Raw genomic sequence first — 23040 nt, forward strand, 5'->3', positions numbered from 1 at the left:
GCTTCGGGCAAAACCCGATTGGCGAGGTGGTAAGCAAGCATTCTGACATCAGTTATTAAGCCAGCCTTTAGTTGATAATATTCAATTCAGCATATTTTCTTAAAAGCCAAACAAGCCCCCATTTTATTGAAGTTTCCAAATCAGTCCTAACCTCAAACTTGTAAAAAATGGTTTTACCCGATAAGCAGTATTGGCTTGATTGATGTCATTGAGGTAGTAGTTAAAGGTAGGTTTGATATAAAACCCGACTTTTTTGCTCAATGGCAATCGCAGGTCATACCCCAGGTTGATTACATGTTGAATACGTGAACTGCTTTCTTTGACCACTTCATTTTTGGTTTGGGTAACTGTACCAGTGGCTTTATTGATAGCCACCCCCAAGTAGAGTTGGTGTTGCCAGTGTTTGCCAAACAATAGATAGTTAATTCCCATCTGTACCCCTACATCCTGATATTTGTAACGGTAACTTTCGGTTTCAGAACTATAAACTGGTGTCGCAATTATTTCACTGCTACTCACTACATCCACTATAATACTGTCAGGTACCGTATTTCTGAAACTGTACCCAATGTGGTTGTTGAGTTGAGTATAACTCAGACCCCATACTACGCTCCATCGGCGCGATAAGTGATTCTCCAGCATGATACCCCCACTAAAGCCTAAGTTATTGCCCGAAAACACCGTGTTTTTTACCAAACCTTGAATAATCACCTCATCCTCTTTGTTAGTGATCAAACGATGAGCATTGTAAGTAGGTGCAACAAAAGCCCTCAGTAAAAGCCCTCGTTTAGTTTTCTTTTTTGTTTCGGAGTAAGGCACTTTTTTTAGCTCCAAAGCATATTTTTTTGTTGCCATCATTGGCAAACTTTTCGTTTTTAAAGGCGAGACACTAAAATGCTTTGAATGATTTTTCTGAGTACTTTTTGCCCCTTTTTTAGTCAGCTTGGGGATTATTATTGAGTTTGTCCCTACGATTGTTTGTTTATCATTTCCTTTGTTTTTTTGGTTTGTCACCAATTTGTCTTTTGGTTTGGTGGTATTTGGGGTTGTCTTTACTACTTTTGGTTTGTCACTGCCTTTGGTTGCTTGGATTATCACCAATTTGCCTTTTGGTTTGTTGGTATGTATAGTATTCGGCGTTGCCTTTACTACTTTTGGTTTGTCACTGCCTTTGGTTGTTTGGATTATCACCAATTCGTCCTTTGGTTTGTTGGTGTATGTAGTATTCGGCGTTGCCTTTACTACTTTTGGTTTGTCACTGCCTTTGATTGTTTGGATTATCACCAATTCGTCCTTTGGTTTGTTGGTGTATGTAGTATTCGGTGTTGCCTTTACTACTTTTGGTTTGTCACTGCCTTTGGTTGTTTGGATTATTGTCACCACCTTAGTAGTTGAGGGCTTTGTTATTTTTTTATTCTTTGTAGTATGGTTGGTATTTGCCTGAGAAGCCTCTTTATTTTGTAGGTAAAACCTGCCAAGCGTTTTACTATAAGTTGTATCTATGCTTTGGGTAATAGAATAGTTATCCTTGGTCTTTAAACCAATATGATAAGTGCTTTGAGGAATACACCAAAGGATACAGGCGATCAATATCCAGCGTTTTTTGACAAACCAAGGCTTACTTTGAACAGGTATAGGTGAGTCTTGATTTATTTCCCCAAAAATTTTGTCCCAGGCATCTGTTGCTGGATCAGCTTCTAGGTTCTCAAACCGTCCTTTCAAAAACTCTTCAAATGAATTGTCATCCAATGGTTCTTCCACTAGCGTATAATTTCTAATTTTTTAAACTTCTTTTTAAGCATCTTTTTTGCCTTGAGCAACTGTGTTTTAGAAGTACTCTCCGAAATACCTAAAAACTGAGCAATTTCTTTGTGAGCGTATCCCTCTATTACAAATAAGTTAAATACCATACGGTATCCGTCGGGTAAACTTTGTACTACTTCTAAAAGTTCTTCATTACTTAACTTGCTCAAAATTAGGTCATCTCCCTGGGTAGGTTCCAGTAAAAAATCCTGGTTGTGATGACCATAGTGTTTTTTGTGTCGATGAAAGTAATTGATGGCAGTATGAATCACAATTTTTTTGATCCAAACCTCCAGCGAATCTACTTTCTGAATAGTTGTTAAAGCTTTAAATACCCTTACAAAAGCCTCTTGGAACACATCTTCAGCATCTTCTTGATTTTGTGTATAACGTTTACATATTCCCATTAATTTGCGAGAGTATATTTGAAACAACAGCTTTTGTACACGAGGGTTTTTTGCCTTACAACCTTCTAATAACTCCTGATCTGTCATGAAAAAACGTGAGTGGTTGTGGCATTTTTATTTTTCTCTTTGAAAGTGCATAACCCCACAACCTTAAAATAAGGCTGTGGGGTAATTGGTTTATTCACTTCAATAAACTTGTAGCTTATTGTCTGAAGCTTTGTTATATAATCCATCAATTACGCCTAATCACCAGATCAGTTTGCGAGGTTTGACCATTGCTTGTATTGGTTATTTTATAAGTCACCGTAAAAGTGTGTTTAGAGGTATCTACAAATACCTTTAGGTTGTTTCCTTCAAAATAGGCATTGGTATTTTGCTGTACTATGTTTTTACTTATATTGCTTGCTGCTACATTGCAAAGTTGATCATTTGCCAATACATCTACAGTTACCCATTGTCCGCTAGGAGGCACATTACTTACCTGAGCGCTATCACTTACTGCTTGCAACTGACAAGCCGTTTGTATATGGATACTTACATTTGCCTGACTTACAGTATTACCATTTTTAGTCAATCCATATTGCAACATTACCGTAGTATCGCTTGGATAAAGCTTTACTTTTAACTGGTTGTTTTCAAATACAGGGGAGGTATTGAGTCCTCCATTGTTGAGGATAACTTTGCCTAGCAAGTCATTACATAATGTGTCATTGCTCAATACGTTGAGGTAAACATATTTGCCGTTGGTAGTCAGCGAGTCGCCCGATATTGTATAATTATCATTTATTGCCTTGGGTACACAGTGGGTAGTTGTATCTTGTGGGTTAACAGTGCTATCACCTACAAAAATAGTGACCACTCCATAGCCCAGGTAGTTATTTGTCGAAGCGTTGCGTACTCCATATATTAACTGGTCTACTCCTTTGAATCCTGATTGTGGCAAATAAGTAAGCGAGATTTTACTGGCTGTTACGTTTGCTGTACCGTTTTTGGGTAGCTCTATAATTTCTACTACTTTTTTGAGGTTACTGGTGTCACTGGCAGTACTATCACATAAATGGTCATTTTGCAGTACAAACACCTCTACCGATTTGCCCATGGTTGTTTGAGCAATATCAGGCACTGCTCCAAAGCAAGGGCGGGTAATAGAGTCAGCCGAAATGGTAATCTTTACGGCAGCCGTGTCACAAGGCTGACCCGGAGGGCAAACAGTGTAAGCAAGTGTATCGGTACCGGTAGAATCATTGGGTGTATATAATACCATACCTTGTTTGATAAACTTGGCACTTCCTCTTTTTAGATATCCTTGCAATAAAGAAATGTTAGAGCTTGTCGTGATTTTATCGTTTTTAATCAGGTCTATGACTACACTGCTTCCCGGAAAAGCCTGTGCAATATCATTGGTGGCAATGGCAGGTGTATTTCCTTGGGTGGTAGCAGGATTAATATCTTTATCTATACGGTTACAACTGGCAATAAGCCCTAATAGAGCCACCAATATGCAAGCAGGCAAAAATTGGTATTTTGTATGAATCATTTTTTTGGTTTGGTTAAATTTTCATTATAAAAAAACGTTGTCAGAGCTCTTAAAAACCCCCAGACAGGTGAGTGCCTAAAAAAGTTGTCTGGAGTGTAAATGTTTTTTATAAAAAATGAGGGTTTTATTTTTAAGTGGCTGGTTATGATATGTTTATTGTTGTTGAGGCATCGTTATTTTTTTTTATAAAAAATACATTCCCTTGACTTTTATCATTCTTTTACCTCTGGCAAATGCTTAACTTTGGCAAAGAAAAACCTAAATGATAATATTATGTATTGGGAAAGGTATTCACACGAAAAAATAAAAGACATTGTTCATCAGGCACTTGAACAGAACACGCCTTATCGCGACTCTGCCCCAGTGTTGGGCATACCAGCTTCTTACTTAGACCGCACCGAGTTTTATGATGACGCACCGTTTTTGAAAGACGCACCTTTTATGAAAACAATGATTGAAAACCCTAACCATATAGGGTGTCATACTTTAGACGATGAAGGGCATATAGACATGTTTGCGGGTACGCAGCAAATAGAGAAAGAACTGATACAGCTGATAGCCGAGCAAATATTTAAGGGAGAGCCTAACCAGCAGGATGGGTACGTAGCTACTGGGGGCACTGAGGCAAACATTCAGGCAATGTGGGTTTACCGTAATTACTTCAAAAAAAAGTACCAGGCTAAAACCGAAGAAATAGGCTTGGTATATTCAGAAGACAGTCACTACTCTATGCCCAAAGGAGCAAATTTGTTAGAATTATCTTCTATCATTCTTCAGGTAGATGAGCACACCCGTGCCATTTGCCAACAAAGCCTCACTGAAAAAATAGCTGAAGCCAGAACGCAAGGAATAAAGTATTTTATTGTTGTGATGAACCTGTCTACTACTATGTATGGCTCGGTAGATGATGTGGAACGAGTAACTGATTTTTTTGAAAAAGAAACACTTCCTTATAAAGTACACGCTGATGGAGCTTTTGGCGGGTTTATTTATCCTTTTACCAATGAAAAAGATCCCCTCTATAGTTTTCAAAACCCGCGCATTACTTCTTTTACCATTGATGGACACAAAATGCTGCAAACACCTTACGGCACAGGATTGTTTTTGATAAGAAAGGGCTTTATGCAATACGTAAAAACCGAAGAAGCACAGTACATTCCAGGCAAAGATTATACAATATGTGGCAGTCGTTCGGGTGCCAATGCCATTTCTATCTGGATGTTGTTGCGGGCACATGGTTCAGAAGGGCTCAAGATAAAAATGCAGCGAATAAACGAGCGTACTACCAAGTTATGCAAACGCTTGGACGAGTTAGGAGTAAAGTATTTCCGAAACCCTCATATCAATATTATAGCCATTAAGTCGGGACAGTTTTCTGCTCGGTTTGCCAAAAAATATCACTTGGTTGCAGACTCTTACGAATTTGATGTAAAGTGGTGGAAAATAGTAGTAATGGATCACGTAAAACAAGGCATTTTAGATAAGTTCTTGCTCGACCTTGAAGCAAATTTAAATACAGAAACTACTCACTAAACCTCTTTGTAAGGCAATAAAAAATGAGCGTCTGAACAGCGCTCATTTTTTATAATTTCATCTACACTTTAAAACCCAACACTGTAATGTCGTCCCTTTGTTCAGCATCACGTTGCGAAAAAGACAGTTCTTCTTCCCAAGCTTCTTTTTGAGCCTCCATACTTTTGTAAGCGTTTTCTACCAAAAAGGCAATGAAATGGTTTCTTCCAAACTTAGTTCTTCGAGGAGTAGGGTTGTCAATCAAACCATCAGAACTTAAATAACACTTAGTACCTTTGCTTAAAGTAATTACCTGATCGGTAAACTCTTTGTGTGCTGGCTCGTGTCTTCCGCCTCCTATAGATTCTCTGTCGCCTTTTAGTTCAAAGAAACGACCATTCTGTACATAATGAAAAGGACGTTTGGCACCAGCAAAAGTAATTTTAGTTTGTTCATCTTCCACTTTCTCCAACTTACACATCAACATCTCCATCCCTTCGCGGTTATTCGTCCGATCTTGCTTTAAAGCTATACGAGTAAGTGAATGTAGTTTCTCCAGAATTTTAGCTGGTTGATGGATTTTTTTGTCAATGACAATTTCATTCAACAAGCTGTAGCCAATCATACTCATAAAAGCTCCCTGCACCCCATGCCCGGTACAGTCAATCACCGATATAAACGTAACATCATCTGCATGATACATCCAGTAAAAATCACCCGAAACAATGTCCTTAGGTTTAAACAATATAAAATAATCGCCTAGCACCTTCTCCATCCGGCTAGGGAAAGGCAAAATTGCTTGCTGAATCGTTTGGGCTGAATGAATACTTGCCAGAATTTGCTCATTCTGACGGTTCAGTTCTACATTTTTTTGTTCAATAAACTCTCTCTGAGCAATGTTTTCTTCTTGTTGTTGGCGCAGTTCTTCGGTTTGCACCAAGAGCTCGTCTTTTTGTTCTCTGAGTAACTTACTCTTGTCTAAAATTTCCTTATTTTGTTGTCTGACTTCCTGGGTTTTTTTCTCTACCAGGTATTGCAATTTTTCTTTTTGGGCTTCAATACTTTTGATCCTCATCCTTACCACAAAAAACACCGTACCAACCAATAAAAGTAATAAGGTGATTCTAAACCACCAGGTTTCCCAGAAAGGGGTTTTTACTATAAAGGAGTATTCCACTGGTTTTTTTGTCCAAATACCATCATTGTTGGCAGCTTTTATCTTAAGAGTATATTCACCAGGAGGGAGGTTGGCATAAATAGCTTCAGGTTTAAAACTGGCTGGTGACCACTCATTGTCAAAACCCTCAAGTTTCCACTGATACTTTACCTTTTCGGGAGCCTCATAGCTCAATGCTTCAAAATCAAACGAGACGTGATTTACATTATAGGGGAGTTTAAGCTCTTTGGGCAACGAAAACCAATCCTGGATGCCCGCGTGGTAGTCTTTGTGGCTTTCATCGTTCCATTGAACTGTCTTGAAAAACAAACGTACATTGGTAATGTTAATTTTAGGGGGCGTGCTGTTCGATAAATCTGACCTTGGGTTATACTTAATTAGCCCATTGATGGTACCAAACCATAAGTTACCGTATCGGTCTTTAAAACTTGCCTGTCCGTTGTTTTCTATGCCTACAAAACCCTCAACCTTGCCATATTTCTTAATTTTTTTGATTTTATCTTTTTCACCAATCGTAAGGCGTTCCAGTCCGTTTTGTGTACCCAGCCATACCCGATTGTTATCATCTACCAATACCGAATATATAATATCAGTTCCAATGCCCTCTTTTACAGTAATAGTTGTAAACTTGCTACCATTAAAATGAATCAAGCCTCCGCCAAAAGTCGCAAACCATAAATTCCCTTTTTTGTCTTCAGCCATGTGCAACACCCATTTATCAGGTAGACCATCTTTAGTGGTATAGTGAGTCAAGGTTTTGGTGGCCCTATTGTATTTCGATATTCCTGAGTTGGTACATAGCCAAATATTCTTTTGAGCGTCTTTGCCAATAAAATGAATAGATGCATCTACCAACCCCTGACGTGTGGTAAACTCTTTTGATTTTTTTGTTTTCAAGTCATACTTTACCAGCTTCACCCCATGCAAGGCAAACCAAAGCTCATCTCCAATCTTTACTGTATTGGTTGTTCTTTTGTGAGGAGGTAGTCCAAAATCTTCGTTGGCATGCCGCTTATTTTTGCCCGTTAAATACCACAAACCGTCATCTGACGAAAACAGCATTTTACCTGGCTCTACTTCAGTGATTCCACGAATATTGCCTAGTTTTGTGCCTATATCAGCCATATAAGTAGACACCCCTGCCGAGTCTACCTTGGCAACTCCAGCCCCTACCATGCCAAACCAAATATTACCCCTTGAATCTTCATAAATAGGGCGTATATTTTTAGAAATCAGTCCATCTTTTTCATTCAGGTATATAAAACGATCGCCACTATAGCGCACCAAGCCATCCCCATCAGAGCCAATCCATAAATTATTCTCACGGTCTTCATACATACAATACACTCGAATGATGGCTAAGCCATTGTCAATACCAAAAAGCTGCAGGCGTTGCCCATCATATTGCAAAATACCAGCCCCCAGAGTAGATATCCAAAGGTTATTTTTCTTATCCATCATAAAATGCAAAATAGGTGCTTTTTGAGCTTCTTTTGGTAGGGCTATAGGGTTGATTTGTCCTTTTGAATACTTAAAAAAACGAGTAGTTTGTTGGTTACTGGCAAGCAACAGGTCTCCGTTTTTTGAAGATGACATTTCGTGTATGGGATTATTTTGTAAAAAACTTTGATCATTAAAGGGCAAGGCAGTAAGTTGCTTGCCATTGTAAGACCAAATATCTTCAGGAGTTGAAATTAGAAATGTATGATCATTGGTTTGGCAAAAAGTATAAATAGTTGCTTCATTGAGCTGAGGGACTTCTTTTTTGAAATCGATAAATTTTCCATCTTTTAAGTACAACAACTGACTCTTGTTCAGGTCTTCGCGCAGAAAAAACCATAGCTTACCAGTTTTATCTTCATACACACGTGCATAATTTATATTTGGCGAAATGTTTTGTTTCTCTCCATAATTGGTAAACTTCTGTCCATCATATTTACTAATACCTCGGTAAGTTATAATCCACAGGTTTTTCTTGCTATCTTCAAACAAGTAGATCGCTTGATTGTCAATTAGCCCATCACTGACCGTAAAAACATCGAATTTGTCACCATTAAATCGACATATTCCGCCTCCTTGGGTTGCTTGCCATAAGCTTCCCCGGCTATCTTGGATAATAGAAAGCACCTGAGATTGTGGCAGCCCTTCTTCAAGAGCATAACTTGTGAAATTGTATTGCTGGGCTTGGGTAGCAGTATATATTCCAATTAACCCTAAAAAAAATACTATCGTAAAAAGTCTATTCATATTCCACTTACTATTAATTTCTTATGTAACCGTATAGCATGACATTTTATTAAATCAAAAAAAATAATTGATAAGTTGTGGCAGGATCAGGAATCTTAGAGTTATGCTTAAAGTGTTGTCTTCAGAGTCAAAAATTGCTTTTTAGCCCAGATCATAACCGAGCGAAAGCGAGTTCTGTTTCACCATTGAAAATAAGACAGCAAACTAATTTGTAAACATACACTTAATAAAACGCAAAAAATAAAGCTTTCCAAAGAAACAAAAAACCTTGGATGCACAAATGAACAAATATTTGCATAGCTGAAGCTATGTTAGTCCCTTACAGGTCAAAATTTTTGAAGAAGTACATCAGCTAAAGGTGCTGTTTAGTGGAATAGATTATCTGCTTAATTGTCGTTAGGCTGCAAAAATCATAAAGAATAATGAAAAAATAGTACCAAATATGATATTAATGTTAAAAAAGGTGATGTAGACATCATTGTATATAAGATTATTGACACTGTCTTTTTAATAATAAAGAATCAAGTGCCCCATACTACTGATCATTATCGGGCAATACCTAAACTATGGTGAAATTACTTTCTTGTCCTTCTTTATATACCCCCATCGAGTTGTCTACCAATGCAACGATACCAAAAGCAGGAGGGTACTTAGAGGTATTTTTGGATACATTTTTCATTCGTTTTTTATGGCAATACTCCGCAGTGATTTTAGTCAAAGTTGGTTGCTGGTGATCAGTTATTGATGAATTTAAAAACTATTTAATTGGGTGTTTAGGCGTAAAACCGAAACACTTTTAAAAATAAAGTTGAGTAAGCAATCTTAATATACGCCACTGGTTTATAGCATTTAACAAGGTGAACATTTACTCGAATCAGCTATGGACTTATGGGTAGCTCCATTTATAACTCCGTCTAAGTGCACATCATATAACCAAAACAAGCGGTAAATATACCATTTGCTTCTAAACGATGAGTATATATCCATGCCTCTACTTTTTGTTTTTTGAGTTATTTATAAAGCCTTTTGAAGTGTAAACGTAAAGGTTCGAAGCCAAGTATGCGTATCAGTGCGGGTGGGGAAACAATTCAGGTACAAAGGCTTGGTCATGGCTAATTAATGTGTCATCAAGGTCAACTACTATGCGAAAGATCATGGTCGTATTTGTTTTACAAACCCATACTCTTAGGAATGGTGTAAAAATAAATTTCTATAGTAACGCTAAAATATTTTGTTGCTAGACGCGGCAAAAAATCGGCTAATAGCATCGCTATTCGGCTATTTTTTAACAAAGTATAGCCTCAAAAGATGAGGTTAAGAATGTAAATTTATTTTGGTACCATTCCTTAGGGGGCTGTGTGGTATTTCGCAGAACTATAAAAAAACTGCTTTGGTGTACCCAAAGCAGTTTTAAAAAAGTGTTGGCTCATCCAATGCTTATCTAAAAGCTTGGATACCAGTAATCTCGTGGCCTAAGATCAACAAATGAATATCGTGAGTACCTTCATAAGTTACTACCGATTCAAGGTTCATCATGTGGCGCATGATAGAATACTCCTGAGTAATACCCATTCCCCCCAAAATTTGGCGAGCTTCGCGGGCAGTATTCATGGCAATTTCAATATTGTTACGTTTGGCAAGAGAAATCTGAGCAGTGGTTGCTTTGCCTTCATTTTTCAATACACCCAACCTCCAACTTATTAACTGAGCTTTGGTAATTTCGGTCAGCATTTCGGCAAGCTTTTTCTGAATCAACTGAAAGCCAGCAATGGGTTTGCCAAACTGCTTGCGCTCAAGTGCATAACGACGAGCTGTATCATAGCAATCCATTGCTACCCCGATAGCCCCCCAGGAGATGCCGTAACGTGCTGAATCAAGGCAGTTCAAAGGACCCTTAAGACCGCTTACCCCAGGTAATACGTTTTCTTTAGGTATTTTTACATCGTTAAAAACCAATTCGCCAGTAACGCTGGCCCTTAGCGACCACTTGTCGTGAATAGTAGGCGCAGAGAAACCTTCCATGCCGCGTTCTACAATTACTCCAAGAATGCGACCTTCGTCATTTTTAGCCCACACCACAGCTATGTCAGCTTTAGGTGAGTTGGTGATCCACATTTTTGCGCCATTGAGCACATAATGATCCCCTTTGTCTTCCAAACGGCTTTCCATACCACTTGGGTTCGAGCCGTGGTTAGGTTCAGTCAAGCCAAAGCAACCCAAATACTCACCAGAAGCAAGCTTAGGTAAATACTTTTTCTTTTGCTCTTCAGAACCAAATGTATAAATAGGAAACATAACCAAAGAACCCTGCACCGATACTGTTGATCGCATTCCGGAATCTCCACGTTCTATTTCCTGCATCATCAAACCATAAGATATGTAGTCCAAGCCCCCGTTAGGGTTATAGTCGGTAGATACTGTAGGACCAAGCAGTCCTAATTTTCCGAACTCAGGAACCAGGTATTCAGGAAAAATATTTCGTTCTGCACAATCTTCTATAATAGGAGAGATTTCTTTCTTTACAAAATCACGTACACTATTGCGAATAAGAATATGCTCTTCTGTCAATAAATCGTCAATACCATAAAAATCAGGTGATTCGAAAAGGTCTTGTTTAGTCGATTTTTTGATTTCAGCTTCTGTCAGAGTCTGAGTCATAACTAAGTGATGTTTTTGTTAATCGCGTAAAATTAGTAAATCTTATAAAATAAGTAACACTTTCTTTATAATTGTCCACTTTGTTTATCGCTTTTGTTTGTTTACACCTACTTGTTTTTTTTCACGATGCCACTCATTCATTTTTAAAAGCACTTTTTGTCAATTTGTAATTAAAGTTTCAAAAACTGTAATTACTTTGCCCACAGTTTATAATTAAATCAACTATTCAATACCATGAAAAAAGAATTTATTAAAGCAAAAGATCATTATCTATTACTTATTTTTTGTTTGTTCGTCGGGGCAGCTCAGGCACAAGTGGGTACAAAAAAAAGTAACACAATAGAAACCGCTGAACAAGTAGTGCAACGTCAACTAGAAGCATACAACGCCAGAAACATAGATGCATTTATGGCTACGTATAGTGATAGTGTAAAGCTTTATAGATACCCACACCGTTTGATTAGTAAAGGGAAAAAAAGTATGCGTAAGGGGTATGCCCGAATGTTTGAAAAGGTAACCGAGTTGCATTGCAAAATAGTTAAAAGAATAGTGTTGGGCAACAAAGTGATAGATCAGGAGCGCGTCACTGGTTTTCCAGGTTGGAAAAAGAACGGACCATTAGAAGCAGTAGCAGTATACACTGTAAAAAATGGATTGATAGATTCAGTAACCTTTATCAAGGGAAAGTAATAACAAGCTGTTAGCTTTAAGGAACATGTTCGCAATAACTGTCCGGTTTAGAATAAATTAGCTTCGCAGAGCTTGAACTTCGTTCTGCGGTTCTCATTACTGCCTTTTGTTATTTTTTTCAGCCGTAGTACCGTCTCACGGTCTGGCTCAACATCCCCCGGATGTTGCCTTGCCCTCAAAAAATGCCGCAGTCAGCTTTGAGCCTTTAACCAAAATCTGGACACCTATTTTGAACACGTTCCTAAGCAACAAGTAATAACAACATCCGTTAGGTGTACACTACACATTGATCTATTACTTGTCGCTTGTCACTAATGACTTTCTCCTCTTTAACTTATTCTTGAGTGTGTTGTTTTATATACACATCTTGTTGTGGAAAAGGTATCTCAATGTCGTGTTGATCCAGCGTAAGCTTGGCGTTTTCGGTTACATTAAAAAACACTGTCCAATAGTCCTCTGGTTTGCACCAAGGTCTGATGGTCAGGTTTACCGAACTATCGGCGAGCGCAAGCACTGATACACTTGGTACTGGATCTTTCATTACCAGCTCTTCTTTTCCGAGCATTTCTTCCAATACTTGTTTGGCCTTTTTCAAGTCGGCATCATAGGCTACTCCTGCTACTACTTCAACCCTTATTTTACCATTATCACTATGATTGATCATAGCTCCATTGGTCACATTCGAGTTGGGTAAAATCACCGATTTGCCATCAAGTGTAGTAATGACAGTATAGAATATAAGTATTTTATGAACTTCCCCAAAATGCCCTTGAGTTTCTATCAAGTCGCCCACTTTAAAAGGCTTAAAAACCAGAATAAGTACGCCTCCGGCAAAGTTTGATAAGCTACCTTGCAAGGCCAAACCTACCGCAAGACCTGCCGCACCAAGTATGGCTACAAATGAGGTAGTTTCGATACCTACCATAGAGGCTACACTCACAATGAGTAGTGCATTAAGCCCTACGTTAATTAAGCTTTTGAGAAAAGACCTAAGTGATTCTTCCAGGCTACTTTGAGCCATAGCATTGGCAGCGAGCTTAATAAGTTTTTTGATGATCCACCGCCCAACAAAAAAAGTAATAATAGCAAGCAATACCTTAGGCCCATAGGTAACCACTTGAGTAGCAATAACATCTACAATTTTATCAATATTAATTATTTGAGCAAACAGCATGTAAGGGAATGTTTAGGTAAAACACATAGTCGCAATGTTGTGGTTATTTTTGGTCACGTTTTTTTGAAGTAAATACGGACAAATATCGCCAAACCATCACAGTTTTAGGGTTGCTAACTAGCAAAAAAACTGGCGTATAGTTAAATATTTTTGATCAAATCAAAAAGTAGCTTAGCAACTTTTTGAAAAAAAAGTCGTAGTATTGAATATAATAATGATATTAAAATGATATCAATTAATTTAATAAGTGATATTATTGTGACTCTTTATTTTATATAATAAGATTCCTGTCATTTTATTTTAAACTTTTAGTACAATGAAAAACAAAGAAAAAAGTTATAGCCCACTCTCTGGCTACTTTATGTTATTGTTGTTGGTAAGCCTGCTTGCTGGAGGTGCCTTGGCAGCCAAAACAACTGCAACCCCTGGTTTCTTTATAGCAGGAGGAATACTAGCGGTATTACTCAGTCCTGGCTTTTTTGTGGTAAATCCCAATGGTTCTAAAGTGTTGGTGTTATTTGGTGCTTATAAAGGCACGGTCAAACGAAATGGTTTTTTTTGGGTAAACCCTTTACTTTCTAAACAACCCATTTCTTTACGGGCAAGAAACTTTGACAGTGAAAGAGTGAAAGTAAACGACAAAATAGGTAACCCTATCATGATCAGTGTGATTTTGGTTTGGCGGGTAAAAAATACCTATCAGGCAGCGTTTGAAGTAAACCGTTATGAGGAGTTTGTTAGAGTACAAAGCGACGCGGCAGTACGTAAAATGGCTGGAATGTATCCTTATGACAACTTTGATGAACACCAATCAGAAGTGACCTTGCGTTCGGGGGTAACTGAGGTAAACCAAGCTTTAGAGCAAGAGTTAGGCGATAGACTGGGTATTGCAGGTATAGAAGTCATAGAAGCCCGGATAGGTTATTTGGCGTATGCCACCGAAATAGCCAGTGCTATGTTGCGTCGTCAACAAGCTACTGCAATTGTGGCTGCCCGCCAAAAAATTGTAGAAGGAGCAGTAGGAATGGTAGAAATGGCATTGGAAGAGTTATCAAAGAAAAATATTATTCACTTAGACGAAGAAAAGAAAGCGGCAATGGTGAGCAACCTCATGGTAGTGCTTTGCTCAGAAAAAGACACCAGCCCAGTCATCAATACTGGAACCTTGAACCAATAATTTAGCATAAGTTGTGAGTGGCAAGTAACTATATCTAAACAAGTAGGCATAGTTGGCATACTATGAAGTTTGTAGCACCAGTATACATCGATATTCAAGACTTGCCGCCGCTTAATTTGTTGCCTATAATTCAAAACTTACGTTAATTTAACAAGGTGTTGGTGTGGCTGATTGGATAACTACCAACGCATTTTTACCTTTGTGAAAAAAAAGCACCAGTAAAAAACGAAAAACGATATACATGGTTTACCTATACTTGTAGTCTCTCATTCACGGCACCAACAGGTAGTGGTACCTAAAGGCTTGCTGCTATTTATATCTCTTTAAAACTATGACAAGATGGCGAAAAAAAAAGCATTTGCTTTAAGGTTGAATGAAGACATGATGGCTGCAGTAGAAAAATGGGCAGCCGATGAATTCAGAAGTACCAATGGACAACTGGAATGGATTATTCATCAAGCATTAAAAAAATCGGGAAGACTTAAAGTTCCCAAAAAAACTGAAAATGAAGACGAGAAGGGGACAGAGTAGTTTTTATTGAAAAAAATGAAAAAATATTAAGCAAATACTTGTGCCTAAAAAAAAAGTGCTTACATTTGCAACCCATTCGCGGATATGGCGGAATTGGTAGACGCACTAGACTTAGGATCTAGCGCCGCAAGGCGTGGGGGTTCGACTCCCTCTATCCGCACTTATATTTTACCCTTAACAATTTATTTTGTTAAGGGTTTTTTTGTATTTTTGTTGAAAAATTACACCACAATTTGGTAGTAGAAACCTTGAAACAAACATTTTTTAAAAAACGAGATTTTTTTTTCTGATTTCTTGTAGATAAAAAAAACGTTTGTAACTTTGCACTCGCAAATCGCGGATATGGCGGAATTGGTAGACGCACTAGACTTAGGATCTAGCGCCGCAAGGCGTGGGGGTTCGACTCCCTCTATCCGCACTCGGTTTTTATTTATCTAAGCCCCCAACAAACAAACTTGTTGGGGGTTTTAGTATTTTTAAATTATTAGTCAATCACCCAAACCGTAAGTAGTCCATTGGATATAGTATTAGACAAAAAAGACGCTACTAACGCTTCCATCAAAATTAAGGTAAGCGAAGCTGATTACAAGCAACAGTTTAACAATAAACTGAAAGAGTACAGCAAAAAAGTACAACTCAAAGGATTTCGCCCAGGGAAAGTGCCTGCTGGTGTAATCAAAAAAATGTACGGAAAAGGTATTCTTGTCGAAGAAATCAACCACTTGTTGTCTTCTTCGCTGAGCAGCTATATTGTTGACAATAAACTTCCACTGGTAGGGCAACCAATGCCAGAAGAGCAAGAAAACGAAAACACCATCGATTGGGACAACCAAAAAGACTTTGAGTTTTCTTACCGTGTAGGTTTGGCTGGTGAGTATGAGTACAACCTTGAGAATGTAACAGTAACCTCGTACAATGTAACAGTAGCTGACGAAGATGTACAGGAAGTAATAGAAAACATTCGTAAGCAACAAGGTAAATCTGAAAACCCAGAAGAGGTAGCTGCTGGCGATATGATCTTTGGTAAACTTGAGCAAGTATTGACCAAGAAAGCCAAAGAAGAAGGGGAGACTGCTTATGAGAAAGATGTATTGATTGATACAGAAAAAGTAGTAGAAGCTGAGGTTGAGAAAATTGTAGGTTTGAAAAAAGAAGCACACTTCGATTTCACTATCCGTAAATTTTTCAAGGACGGCGCTGAAACCATCAAAGAAATTGCCGGACTTTCGCTTGAAGAAGCTAAAGCGCTAAAAGGAAAATACCGGTTCACGATAGAAAATATTACCCGTCAGGCAGAAGCAGAGCTTAATCAAGATTTATTTGATAATATCTTTGGACCTGACACTGTAAACGGAGAGGAAGAGTTTATAGAAAAAGTGAGGGAGTCTATCGCCGAAAACTTTGAAAAAGACACTGACCTTTTCTTGCAAAACACCATCAGAGACAAAGTACTTGAAAGTGTAGACATTGCACTTCCAGACGAGTTTTTGAAAGATTGGTTGTACGAAAGCAACGAAGGTAAATTCTCTAAGAGCCAGATCGAAGAAGAATACGAAAAATACGCCAATGAGCGTCGTTGGTCTTTGATTGTAGGGCGCATCGCTGAAGAAAACGACTTCAAAATAGAAGATGACGAAATTCTTGAGCAAGCCAAAAACTTTGTTCGTTCTCAAATTGGTGGAGCAATGGCCATGTCTCCACAAATAGAAGAGATGATTGACTCTTTGGCCGAACGTTACCTCAACGAAGACAATGGTCGTATGGTTGAGCAGTTTGAAAGCCAAATCATGTATGACAAAGTACTTGATTTTGTCAAAGGCAAAATCAAGATTGAGACAAAAGATGTGAGTAAAAGCGAGTTTGAAAAAATCGTGACAGCATAAAAGTACCTACTTACATATAAAATATGACAAAAAGTCCTTTTTTGAACAAAGGACTTTTTTTTGTTATTTAGCTCCCGAACAAAAATAAATAACACAATGGAGAGTATATATAAAGATACTTTTTACAGTGGATTGAACCAGGATGAATTTAGGAACTATGCTGTAAAGCATCGTGGGCTGAGCGGGTCAATGATAGACAGTTATCTGAGACAGTATCAGACCCCTTACAACATGACACCTAATATTATTGAGGAACGCCCTGTAAACTTCCGTCCGATCGACGTATTTTCGCGTTTGATTTCCGACCGGATTATTTTTCTGGGAACTGCCGTTGACGATAATGTAGCCAATGTAATAACTGCCCAACTACTGTTTTTAGAGTCAGTAGATGCCAAGAAAGATATATTGCTGTATATCAATAGCCCTGGAGGTTCGGTATATGCCGGGCTGGGCATTTATGACACTATGCAATATGTAGGGCCTGATATTGCCACCATTTGTACAGGTATGGCAGCATCGTTTGGGGCTGTATTGCTTACAGGTGGCGCACCTGGTAAGAGATCGGCTCTAGAGCACGCCAGAATTATGATTCATCAACCACACGGTGGCGCGCAGGGGCAAGCTTCTGATATTGAAATTACTGCCAAGCAATATGTGCTTTTAAAGCGTGAGTTAAATGAGATCATTGCCAAACATTGTGGCAAAACACCTGAGCAATTAGAAGCTGATGGTGACCGCGATTTTTGGCTTAAGGCTGACGCTGCTAAAGAGTATGGCTTGATTGACGAGGTACTTGTTCGCAGCAGCAAAACCGAGTAAAGAAATCAAATTTCTGTATGAAATATTGAGGTACAATTCAATATTGGCAATTGTAATTGATTGTTAATAATGAGTGAAGTACGCTGGTAGCTCATGATTTGCTGCTACTTATTTTAATACAACCACCTTTTAATAAGAAACCCAACAATGTTAAACAAAGACGAATTTAGAAAATACGCTGTCAAAGGTCAAGGATTAAATGGTTTGGCGGTTGATCAATACTTAAACCATATCGAAGGAGTTGCCCACACACAGGTAAACAATATGACCCGTACTGTAATTGAGGAAAGACCCACTAATTTCCGTGAAATTGATGTGTTTTCGCGCTTGATTATGGATCGTATCATTTTTCTGGGAATGGGTATCGACGATTTGGTGGCAAATGTGGTAACTGCTCAACTGTTATTTTTAGAGTCGGTTGACTCTAAAAAAGACATTTTAGTATATATCAATAGTCCTGGAGGCTCTGTATATGCTGGTTTGGGTATCTATGATACCATGCAATATGTAAACCCTGATGTAGTAACGATTTGTACAGGATTGGCTGCTTCTATGGGGGCTGTATTGCTTGCTGGTGGAGCCGAAAATAAACGCTCTGCTCTTGAGCATTCACGTGTAATGATTCACCAACCTTTGGGTGGTGCACAGGGGCAAGCTTCTGACATTGAGATTACTGCCAAGCAAATACTTATTCTGAAAAATGAATTGTATGAAATATTGGCAAAACACTCTGGCAAAGCTATAGAAGACATCGAGAAACACGCCGATCGTGATTACTGGATGAAAGCAGATGCCGCCAAAGAGTATGGCTTGATTGACGAGGTATTGGTGAAAAACCAAGGCTAAGTTTAAATTGCCAGATAGCCCAAAGACTCTGAAGTCTTTGGGCTATTTTGTTACTTTTCTTCTTTTTTTAGGATATTTTTCAGGCTATTTGTTGTATTTTTTTGATAGTAATTTGTTAGGTGATTCTTGAGAAGTTGGAAAAAAAACTGTATTATTGGTGTCTTAAAAAAAACGCGCTAATTAGTTTGAACTTTTCTGATTTTATAAAGATTAACCTTTTACGATAAATATTATTTGAAAGCCCACTGGTTTCAATCGTGGGATGAAAAATAATTGCCGAATGGCAAATGATTTTGTATATTTGAATCAAGGAGATAGATGATAATCAAATCTTTCTCTCATCTTATAAAAACAATTGGTAGGGACAGATGCCAGTGTCCGTTAACGTGAGCCGTTAGGCTGTGCGTTGGGCAATAATCCCACTGGATTTAGTCGTGGGAGTTGTCAAAAATCATTATATTTGTAATGGAGTGATTTGAAAGCATTAAATGATTCCTAATTGGTTATTTATCTTAATACAACTTACAACTTTCTTGTAGAATTTTATGGAACAAGTTTGTTCTTTTTGTGGGAAACGAAAACATGAAGTGTCTCTATTAGTTTCAGGTATTGACGCACACATCTGCGACAACTGCATTAGAGAAGCATATCAAATTTGGTTGGAAGAATCTGGTGTTCAAAAAGACAACACTCCACCCAAGTTTCATCTGATTAAACCACGCCAGATGAAAGAATTTATCGACCAGTTTGTAGTAGGGCAGGACCAAGCCAAGAAGGTGATGACGGTAGCTGTGTACAATCACTATAAGCGATTGATGCAAAAGCAACAATCTGACAATACAGATGATGTTGTCATTGAGAAATCAAATATTATAATGGTAGGACAAACCGGTACCGGAAAAACCTACCTTGCCAAAACACTCGCCAAGATATTACAAGTACCTTTCTGTATAGCTGATGCTACCGTACTTACCGAAGCAGGTTATGTAGGCGAAGACATAGAAAACGTACTTACCCGTCTTTTACAAGCCGCAGATTACAATGTAGAAGCTGCCGAAAGAGGCATTGTTTATATAGATGAAATTGATAAAATTGCCCGTAAGTCTGATAACCCCTCAATTACCCGTGATGTAAGCGGAGAAGGTGTACAGCAAGGGTTGTTGAAAATGCTTGAAGGCTCAGAAGTAAATGTACCCCCGCAAGGTGGTCGCAAGCACCCTGAGCAAAAGCTGATTACTATCAATACTGAAAATATCTTGTTTATTTGTGGAGGTGCATTTGACGGCATTGATCGAATGATTGCCAGCCGTTTGAAAACCCGCCCGATTGGGTTTGCTGGTGAAGACGATCAAGATGATATAGACCGTGATAACCTATTGCAATATGTGGCATCACAAGACTTAAAAACTTATGGATTGATTCCTGAGTTAATTGGTCGTTTGCCAGTTGTTACTTATTTGCCACCATTGACCCACGAAACCATTCGTAAGATATTGACCGAGCCTAAAAATGCTTTGGTAAAACAATATCAAAAACTGTTTGCGATGGAAAACATAGATCTTACCTTTAGTGATGGTGCCCTAAACTACATTGTAGACAAAGCAATGGAGAGTAAATTAGGTGCCAGAGGTTTGCGTTCTATTTGTGAAGCCATTATGACTGATGCTATGTTTGAAGTAACCTCCGATTCAGAGCACAGCGAGTTGATCATAGATGAAACGTATGCCCGCGAAAAATTCGAAAAATCTAAGTTGAGCCGTTTGAAAGCTGCTTAAGCTATCAAGTTCAACGTTTATCATATAGGAACCACTATTCTGCGAGGGCAGGGTAGTGGTTTTATCTTATAAAAAATAGACATATTTCATACAAATTCTGATGTAGTATGAACTGCTAAACAAACGAGAGTAATTGTATTCACTTCTACGTTTTGCTTGGGTGTTTCATAATTGAGAGGCACTTCTGATATGTGAAAACCTTGTCTTTTATACTATCTTCAAACCAATAAGCAAAATGTCATCCCGTTGTTCTGTTCCTACCATGTGTTCTTGTAAAGCTTTTTCCAGTGTTTCTCTTTGTTGGTTCATGGAGGCCAACCTATTTTTATAAAGTGTCTCACCAAGCCTTTTTCTGCCGATTTTTTTTCTTTTTACATTATTTTGATCTGTAAAACCATCAGAGCCAATGTATAGTAAAGTGTTTTTTGTACATATAACTTCATGTGTTTTTATTTGACGATCCTCTTTATATAAAACACCAATAGAAATAGCACACCCTTTAATAGTTTTGAGCTCGCCGTCAGAAGGCGCTATATACCACAATGGTCTTTTTGCACCAGCAAAAGTCACCTTAGTTTGCCCATTTGTAGGTTCTAAACAGACAATCGCGGCATCCATGCCATTTCTATCACCTGTATGTTCTTGCCTAAGTGCCTTGTGTACTTCTACTCGTAGTTGATTGAGTATATCTGATGGAGTAGTAATTTTTTTGGCTTGTACAATGTCATTCAGCAAGGTTACGCCAACCAAACTCATAAAAGCTCCTGGAACACCGTGACCAGTACAGTCAAATGCTCCTAATATGATTTTTTTACCCATTTTTTCAAGCCAATAAAAATCTCCAGAAACAATATCTTTTGGCTTATATAGCACAAAGTGTGCTGGCAATGTTTGTTGCATACGCTCCTTGAATGGTAGCATAGCTTCTTGGATGAGTTTTGCCGCTTGTATGCTTTGGTTTATATGCAAGTTTTTTTTGTTGAGCAGTTTGTTTTGGTCTTCTATAGCATCTCGCTGAGTCAATATTTCCTCTTGCTGCATGTGTAGCTCTTCATTGAAGTATTTTAATTTTTTGTTTACATCGTTTAATTTTCTGTTATTTTTCCGTTTTTCCCAATAAAAAAATGACATAATAGCTACCAATACAAACGCCAATGCTAACCCGAGATAGGTATCTCGTTGTATAAGTTTATGTCGTTTTTTTTCTTGCTCAAATACTAATCGTTCGTTTTCTTGTGCTCGGTTCAGCGAATCTTCTTTTTTTCCAAATGTATAGGATGCTTCAATTTGAGCCATTTTTTTAGCATTATTTTTATTAAACAGGCTATCTGATATATACTTAAGCAGCACATGTTTGTTGTAAGCCTTCTCGAATTGCTTCGTATCGTGGTAGGTCAGTGCCAAGTATTTGGCTGCATTTTGCATAACAATGGGATTTTTTGATTTTTTTGCCAGCTTCAAACCTTGTTTTAAAAGTGCAACAGCTTTAGAGTATTTTTTTAGGTAGTAATAGATACTGCCAAGCATCACATAGGTTTGGGGCAGGTAAGAGCGCATAGATTTTTTCTGTATTATTTGATTGGCTTGTTGAATTTCATATAGGGCTTTTTTGTATTTGCCAAGTTTTAGATAAGCCTTTCCTATACTGAGGTAACTTTCTATCAATCCAACAGCTTCGTCAATTTTCAGAAGTATTTTTTTTGATTTCTCGTAACAACCTATTCCTTTTTGGTAATGTTTCAGCCCTACATAGGCATTGCCAAGGTGAATGTATACAGATGCTTTGTTAGAAGAATCTCCTGTTTGCCTGGAAATGACCAAAGACTTTTTTAGGAATGAAATGGCTTGTGAAAAGCGTTTCATAGTGATGTGTAAAGCAGCGATACGGTGGTAGCAAAAACCAATGAGTTTTTTACTTTTCATTGCTTCGCTTACTTTTAAGGATTTGTGAAAGTATTCTAGAGCTTTTGGATAGTTTCCTTGTTTCTCATATACTGTACCCAGTATACCACGATAAATGATCGCAACCCCTTCTTTATCGTCTATTTGTTGTCGTATTTTTAGTGACTTTTTTCCAAATTTAATCATGCCTGCATAATCTTCTTTGTGCCAACTTAGTGCAGATAACAAGTTGTATGCATTTCCTTGTCCCTTTAAGTAGGCTATTTTTTTAGATAATTGAAGCATCTTGTGGGCTATAAAAAGAGCCTTATCATATTTTGTTTGAATCATTCTTATTACCCCAAGGTGGTAATAAGCGTCACAAGTACCCATCGGGTAATTTATTTTTCCAGATAGGGAAAGCATTTTCTTAGAATATTGTATAGCTTTTGTGTGATCTTGCCTGCGGTAATGCCAAGCGATTTGATTGTAAACCTCAACTCGTTGTTTTTCCGATATATTGGTAGGTAATATTTGTTTTAATGAATCAATAAATGCCTGATTTTGTGCTATAGTTTTTTTGTTTATAAGTATGCTAAGTAATAAAAATACTATAGTGATATATGTGATTTTTATATGCATTTTGTTGTCAATGAAATTGTTAAAAGAGGGAATCTGGGTTTGTTGAAAGTCTAACTAAAAGCTTGTTTAGTTAGCCAAGGCGTAGCTTTAGATGTTTATCAGCTAAATAGTCAAACACAACGTTAGAAGGCTTATGTAGTAATTTTATCAATATTTTAGTTGAATAGCAATAGAAATAGGCGGACAAAGAATGGACAACTTATATAGTGGCTTTTGTAGTCTAGGCAGTTGGGTTTCTTTTGAGCCGTTATGATACAGGGGTAATAAGTAGTAGGTGTTTA

The 23040-nt window shown here is 37.9% G+C and carries 15 protein-coding genes and 2 tRNA genes; 10 read left to right on the forward strand and 7 right to left on the reverse strand.

Annotated features, from left to right (window positions below; translation table 11 throughout):
• Nucleotides 1–123: 123 nt before the first annotated feature.
• From Q0954_RS10255 to Q0954_RS10265, 3 genes are all read right to left on the reverse strand, one after another.
• Nucleotides 124–1761: a hypothetical protein gene (locus Q0954_RS10255; protein WP_299456475.1), complete on the reverse strand. Its 1638-nt coding sequence runs from the start codon at nt 1759–1761 to the stop codon at nt 124–126.
• Entirely contained in the window at nt 1761–2297 is a 537-nt protein-coding gene (locus Q0954_RS10260; protein ID WP_299456477.1) for an RNA polymerase sigma factor, read from the reverse strand. Before Q0954_RS10260 ends, Q0954_RS10255 begins: the two co-directional genes overlap by 1 nt.
• 145 nt (nt 2298–2442) lie before the next feature.
• Complete coding sequence (locus Q0954_RS10265; RefSeq protein ID WP_299456478.1) at nt 2443–3747, reverse strand: Ig-like domain-containing protein; 1305 nt, start codon at nt 3745–3747, stop codon at nt 2443–2445.
• Nucleotides 3748–4020: 273 nt separating this feature from the next.
• On the opposite strand from Q0954_RS10265, the gene Q0954_RS10270 reads away from it, so the two are divergent.
• Nucleotides 4021–5280: a pyridoxal-dependent decarboxylase gene (locus Q0954_RS10270; protein WP_299456479.1), complete on the forward strand. Its 1260-nt coding sequence runs from the start codon at nt 4021–4023 to the stop codon at nt 5278–5280.
• Nucleotides 5281–5341: 61 nt separating this feature from the next.
• Here the strand turns inward: Q0954_RS10270 and Q0954_RS10275 are convergent, their stop codons facing one another.
• Together Q0954_RS10275 and Q0954_RS10280 are read right to left on the reverse strand one after the other, a co-directional pair.
• Complete coding sequence (locus Q0954_RS10275; protein WP_299456480.1) at nt 5342–8683, reverse strand: two-component regulator propeller domain-containing protein; 3342 nt, start codon at nt 8681–8683, stop codon at nt 5342–5344.
• A gap of 1437 nt (nt 8684–10120) precedes the next feature.
• Entirely contained in the window at nt 10121–11341 is a 1221-nt protein-coding gene (locus tag Q0954_RS10280; RefSeq protein WP_299456483.1) for an acyl-CoA dehydrogenase family protein, read from the reverse strand.
• A gap of 234 nt (nt 11342–11575) precedes the next feature.
• Here Q0954_RS10280 and Q0954_RS10285 point away from each other — a divergent pair, with 234 nt between their 5' ends.
• On the forward strand, nt 11576–12031 hold the full coding sequence (locus Q0954_RS10285; protein WP_299456485.1) for a nuclear transport factor 2 family protein: 456 nt from the start codon (nt 11576–11578) through the stop codon (nt 12029–12031).
• A 334-nt stretch (nt 12032–12365) separates the two neighbouring features.
• Here the strand turns inward: Q0954_RS10285 and Q0954_RS10290 are convergent, their stop codons facing one another.
• Entirely contained in the window at nt 12366–13205 is an 840-nt protein-coding gene (locus Q0954_RS10290; protein WP_299456487.1) for a mechanosensitive ion channel domain-containing protein, read from the reverse strand.
• 316 nt (nt 13206–13521) lie between these two features.
• Between Q0954_RS10290 and Q0954_RS10295 the strand changes: the two genes are divergently transcribed.
• The 8 genes from Q0954_RS10295 to clpX all read left to right on the forward strand — a co-directional run bounded on the left by Q0954_RS10295 (nt 13522) and on the right by clpX (nt 20236).
• Nucleotides 13522–14382: an SPFH domain-containing protein gene (locus Q0954_RS10295; RefSeq protein WP_299456489.1), complete on the forward strand. Its 861-nt coding sequence runs from the start codon at nt 13522–13524 to the stop codon at nt 14380–14382.
• Between the two features lie 339 nt (nt 14383–14721).
• A complete protein-coding gene (locus Q0954_RS10300; protein WP_299456491.1) occupies nt 14722–14913 on the forward strand; it encodes an Arc family DNA-binding protein in 192 nt (63 codons plus the stop codon).
• Nucleotides 14914–14991: 78 nt separating this feature from the next.
• Nucleotides 14992–15073, forward strand: a tRNA-Leu gene (locus Q0954_RS10305).
• Between the two features lie 176 nt (nt 15074–15249).
• Nucleotides 15250–15331 (forward strand) — tRNA-Leu (locus Q0954_RS10310).
• A 97-nt stretch (nt 15332–15428) separates the two neighbouring features.
• Nucleotides 15429–16796 (forward strand): trigger factor, encoded by a 1368-nt coding sequence (tig, locus tag Q0954_RS10315; protein ID WP_299456493.1) that lies wholly within the window; start codon nt 15429–15431, stop codon nt 16794–16796.
• Nucleotides 16797–16892: 96 nt separating this feature from the next.
• Entirely contained in the window at nt 16893–17615 is a 723-nt protein-coding gene (locus Q0954_RS10320; protein WP_299456496.1) for a ClpP family protease, read from the forward strand.
• A gap of 147 nt (nt 17616–17762) precedes the next feature.
• Nucleotides 17763–18461 carry a ClpP family protease gene (locus Q0954_RS10325; protein ID WP_299456498.1) on the forward strand — a complete coding sequence of 233 codons (699 nt, stop codon included), beginning with the start codon at nt 17763–17765 and terminating at the stop codon, nt 18459–18461.
• Nucleotides 18462–19006: 545 nt separating this feature from the next.
• Nucleotides 19007–20236, forward strand: coding sequence for an ATP-dependent Clp protease ATP-binding subunit ClpX (gene clpX, locus Q0954_RS10330; RefSeq protein ID WP_299456500.1), 1230 nt, complete (start codon nt 19007–19009; stop codon nt 20234–20236).
• A 207-nt stretch (nt 20237–20443) separates the two neighbouring features.
• On the opposite strand, the gene Q0954_RS10335 is transcribed toward clpX, so the two are convergent.
• A complete protein-coding gene (locus Q0954_RS10335; protein ID WP_299456503.1) occupies nt 20444–22759 on the reverse strand; it encodes a tetratricopeptide repeat protein in 2316 nt (771 codons plus the stop codon).
• Nucleotides 22760–23040 lie beyond the last annotated feature (281 nt).

The sequence above is a fragment of the uncultured Microscilla sp. genome (assembly GCF_947493425.1).
In the GTDB taxonomy this organism is placed as follows: Bacteria; Bacteroidota; Bacteroidia; order Cytophagales; family Microscillaceae; genus Microscilla.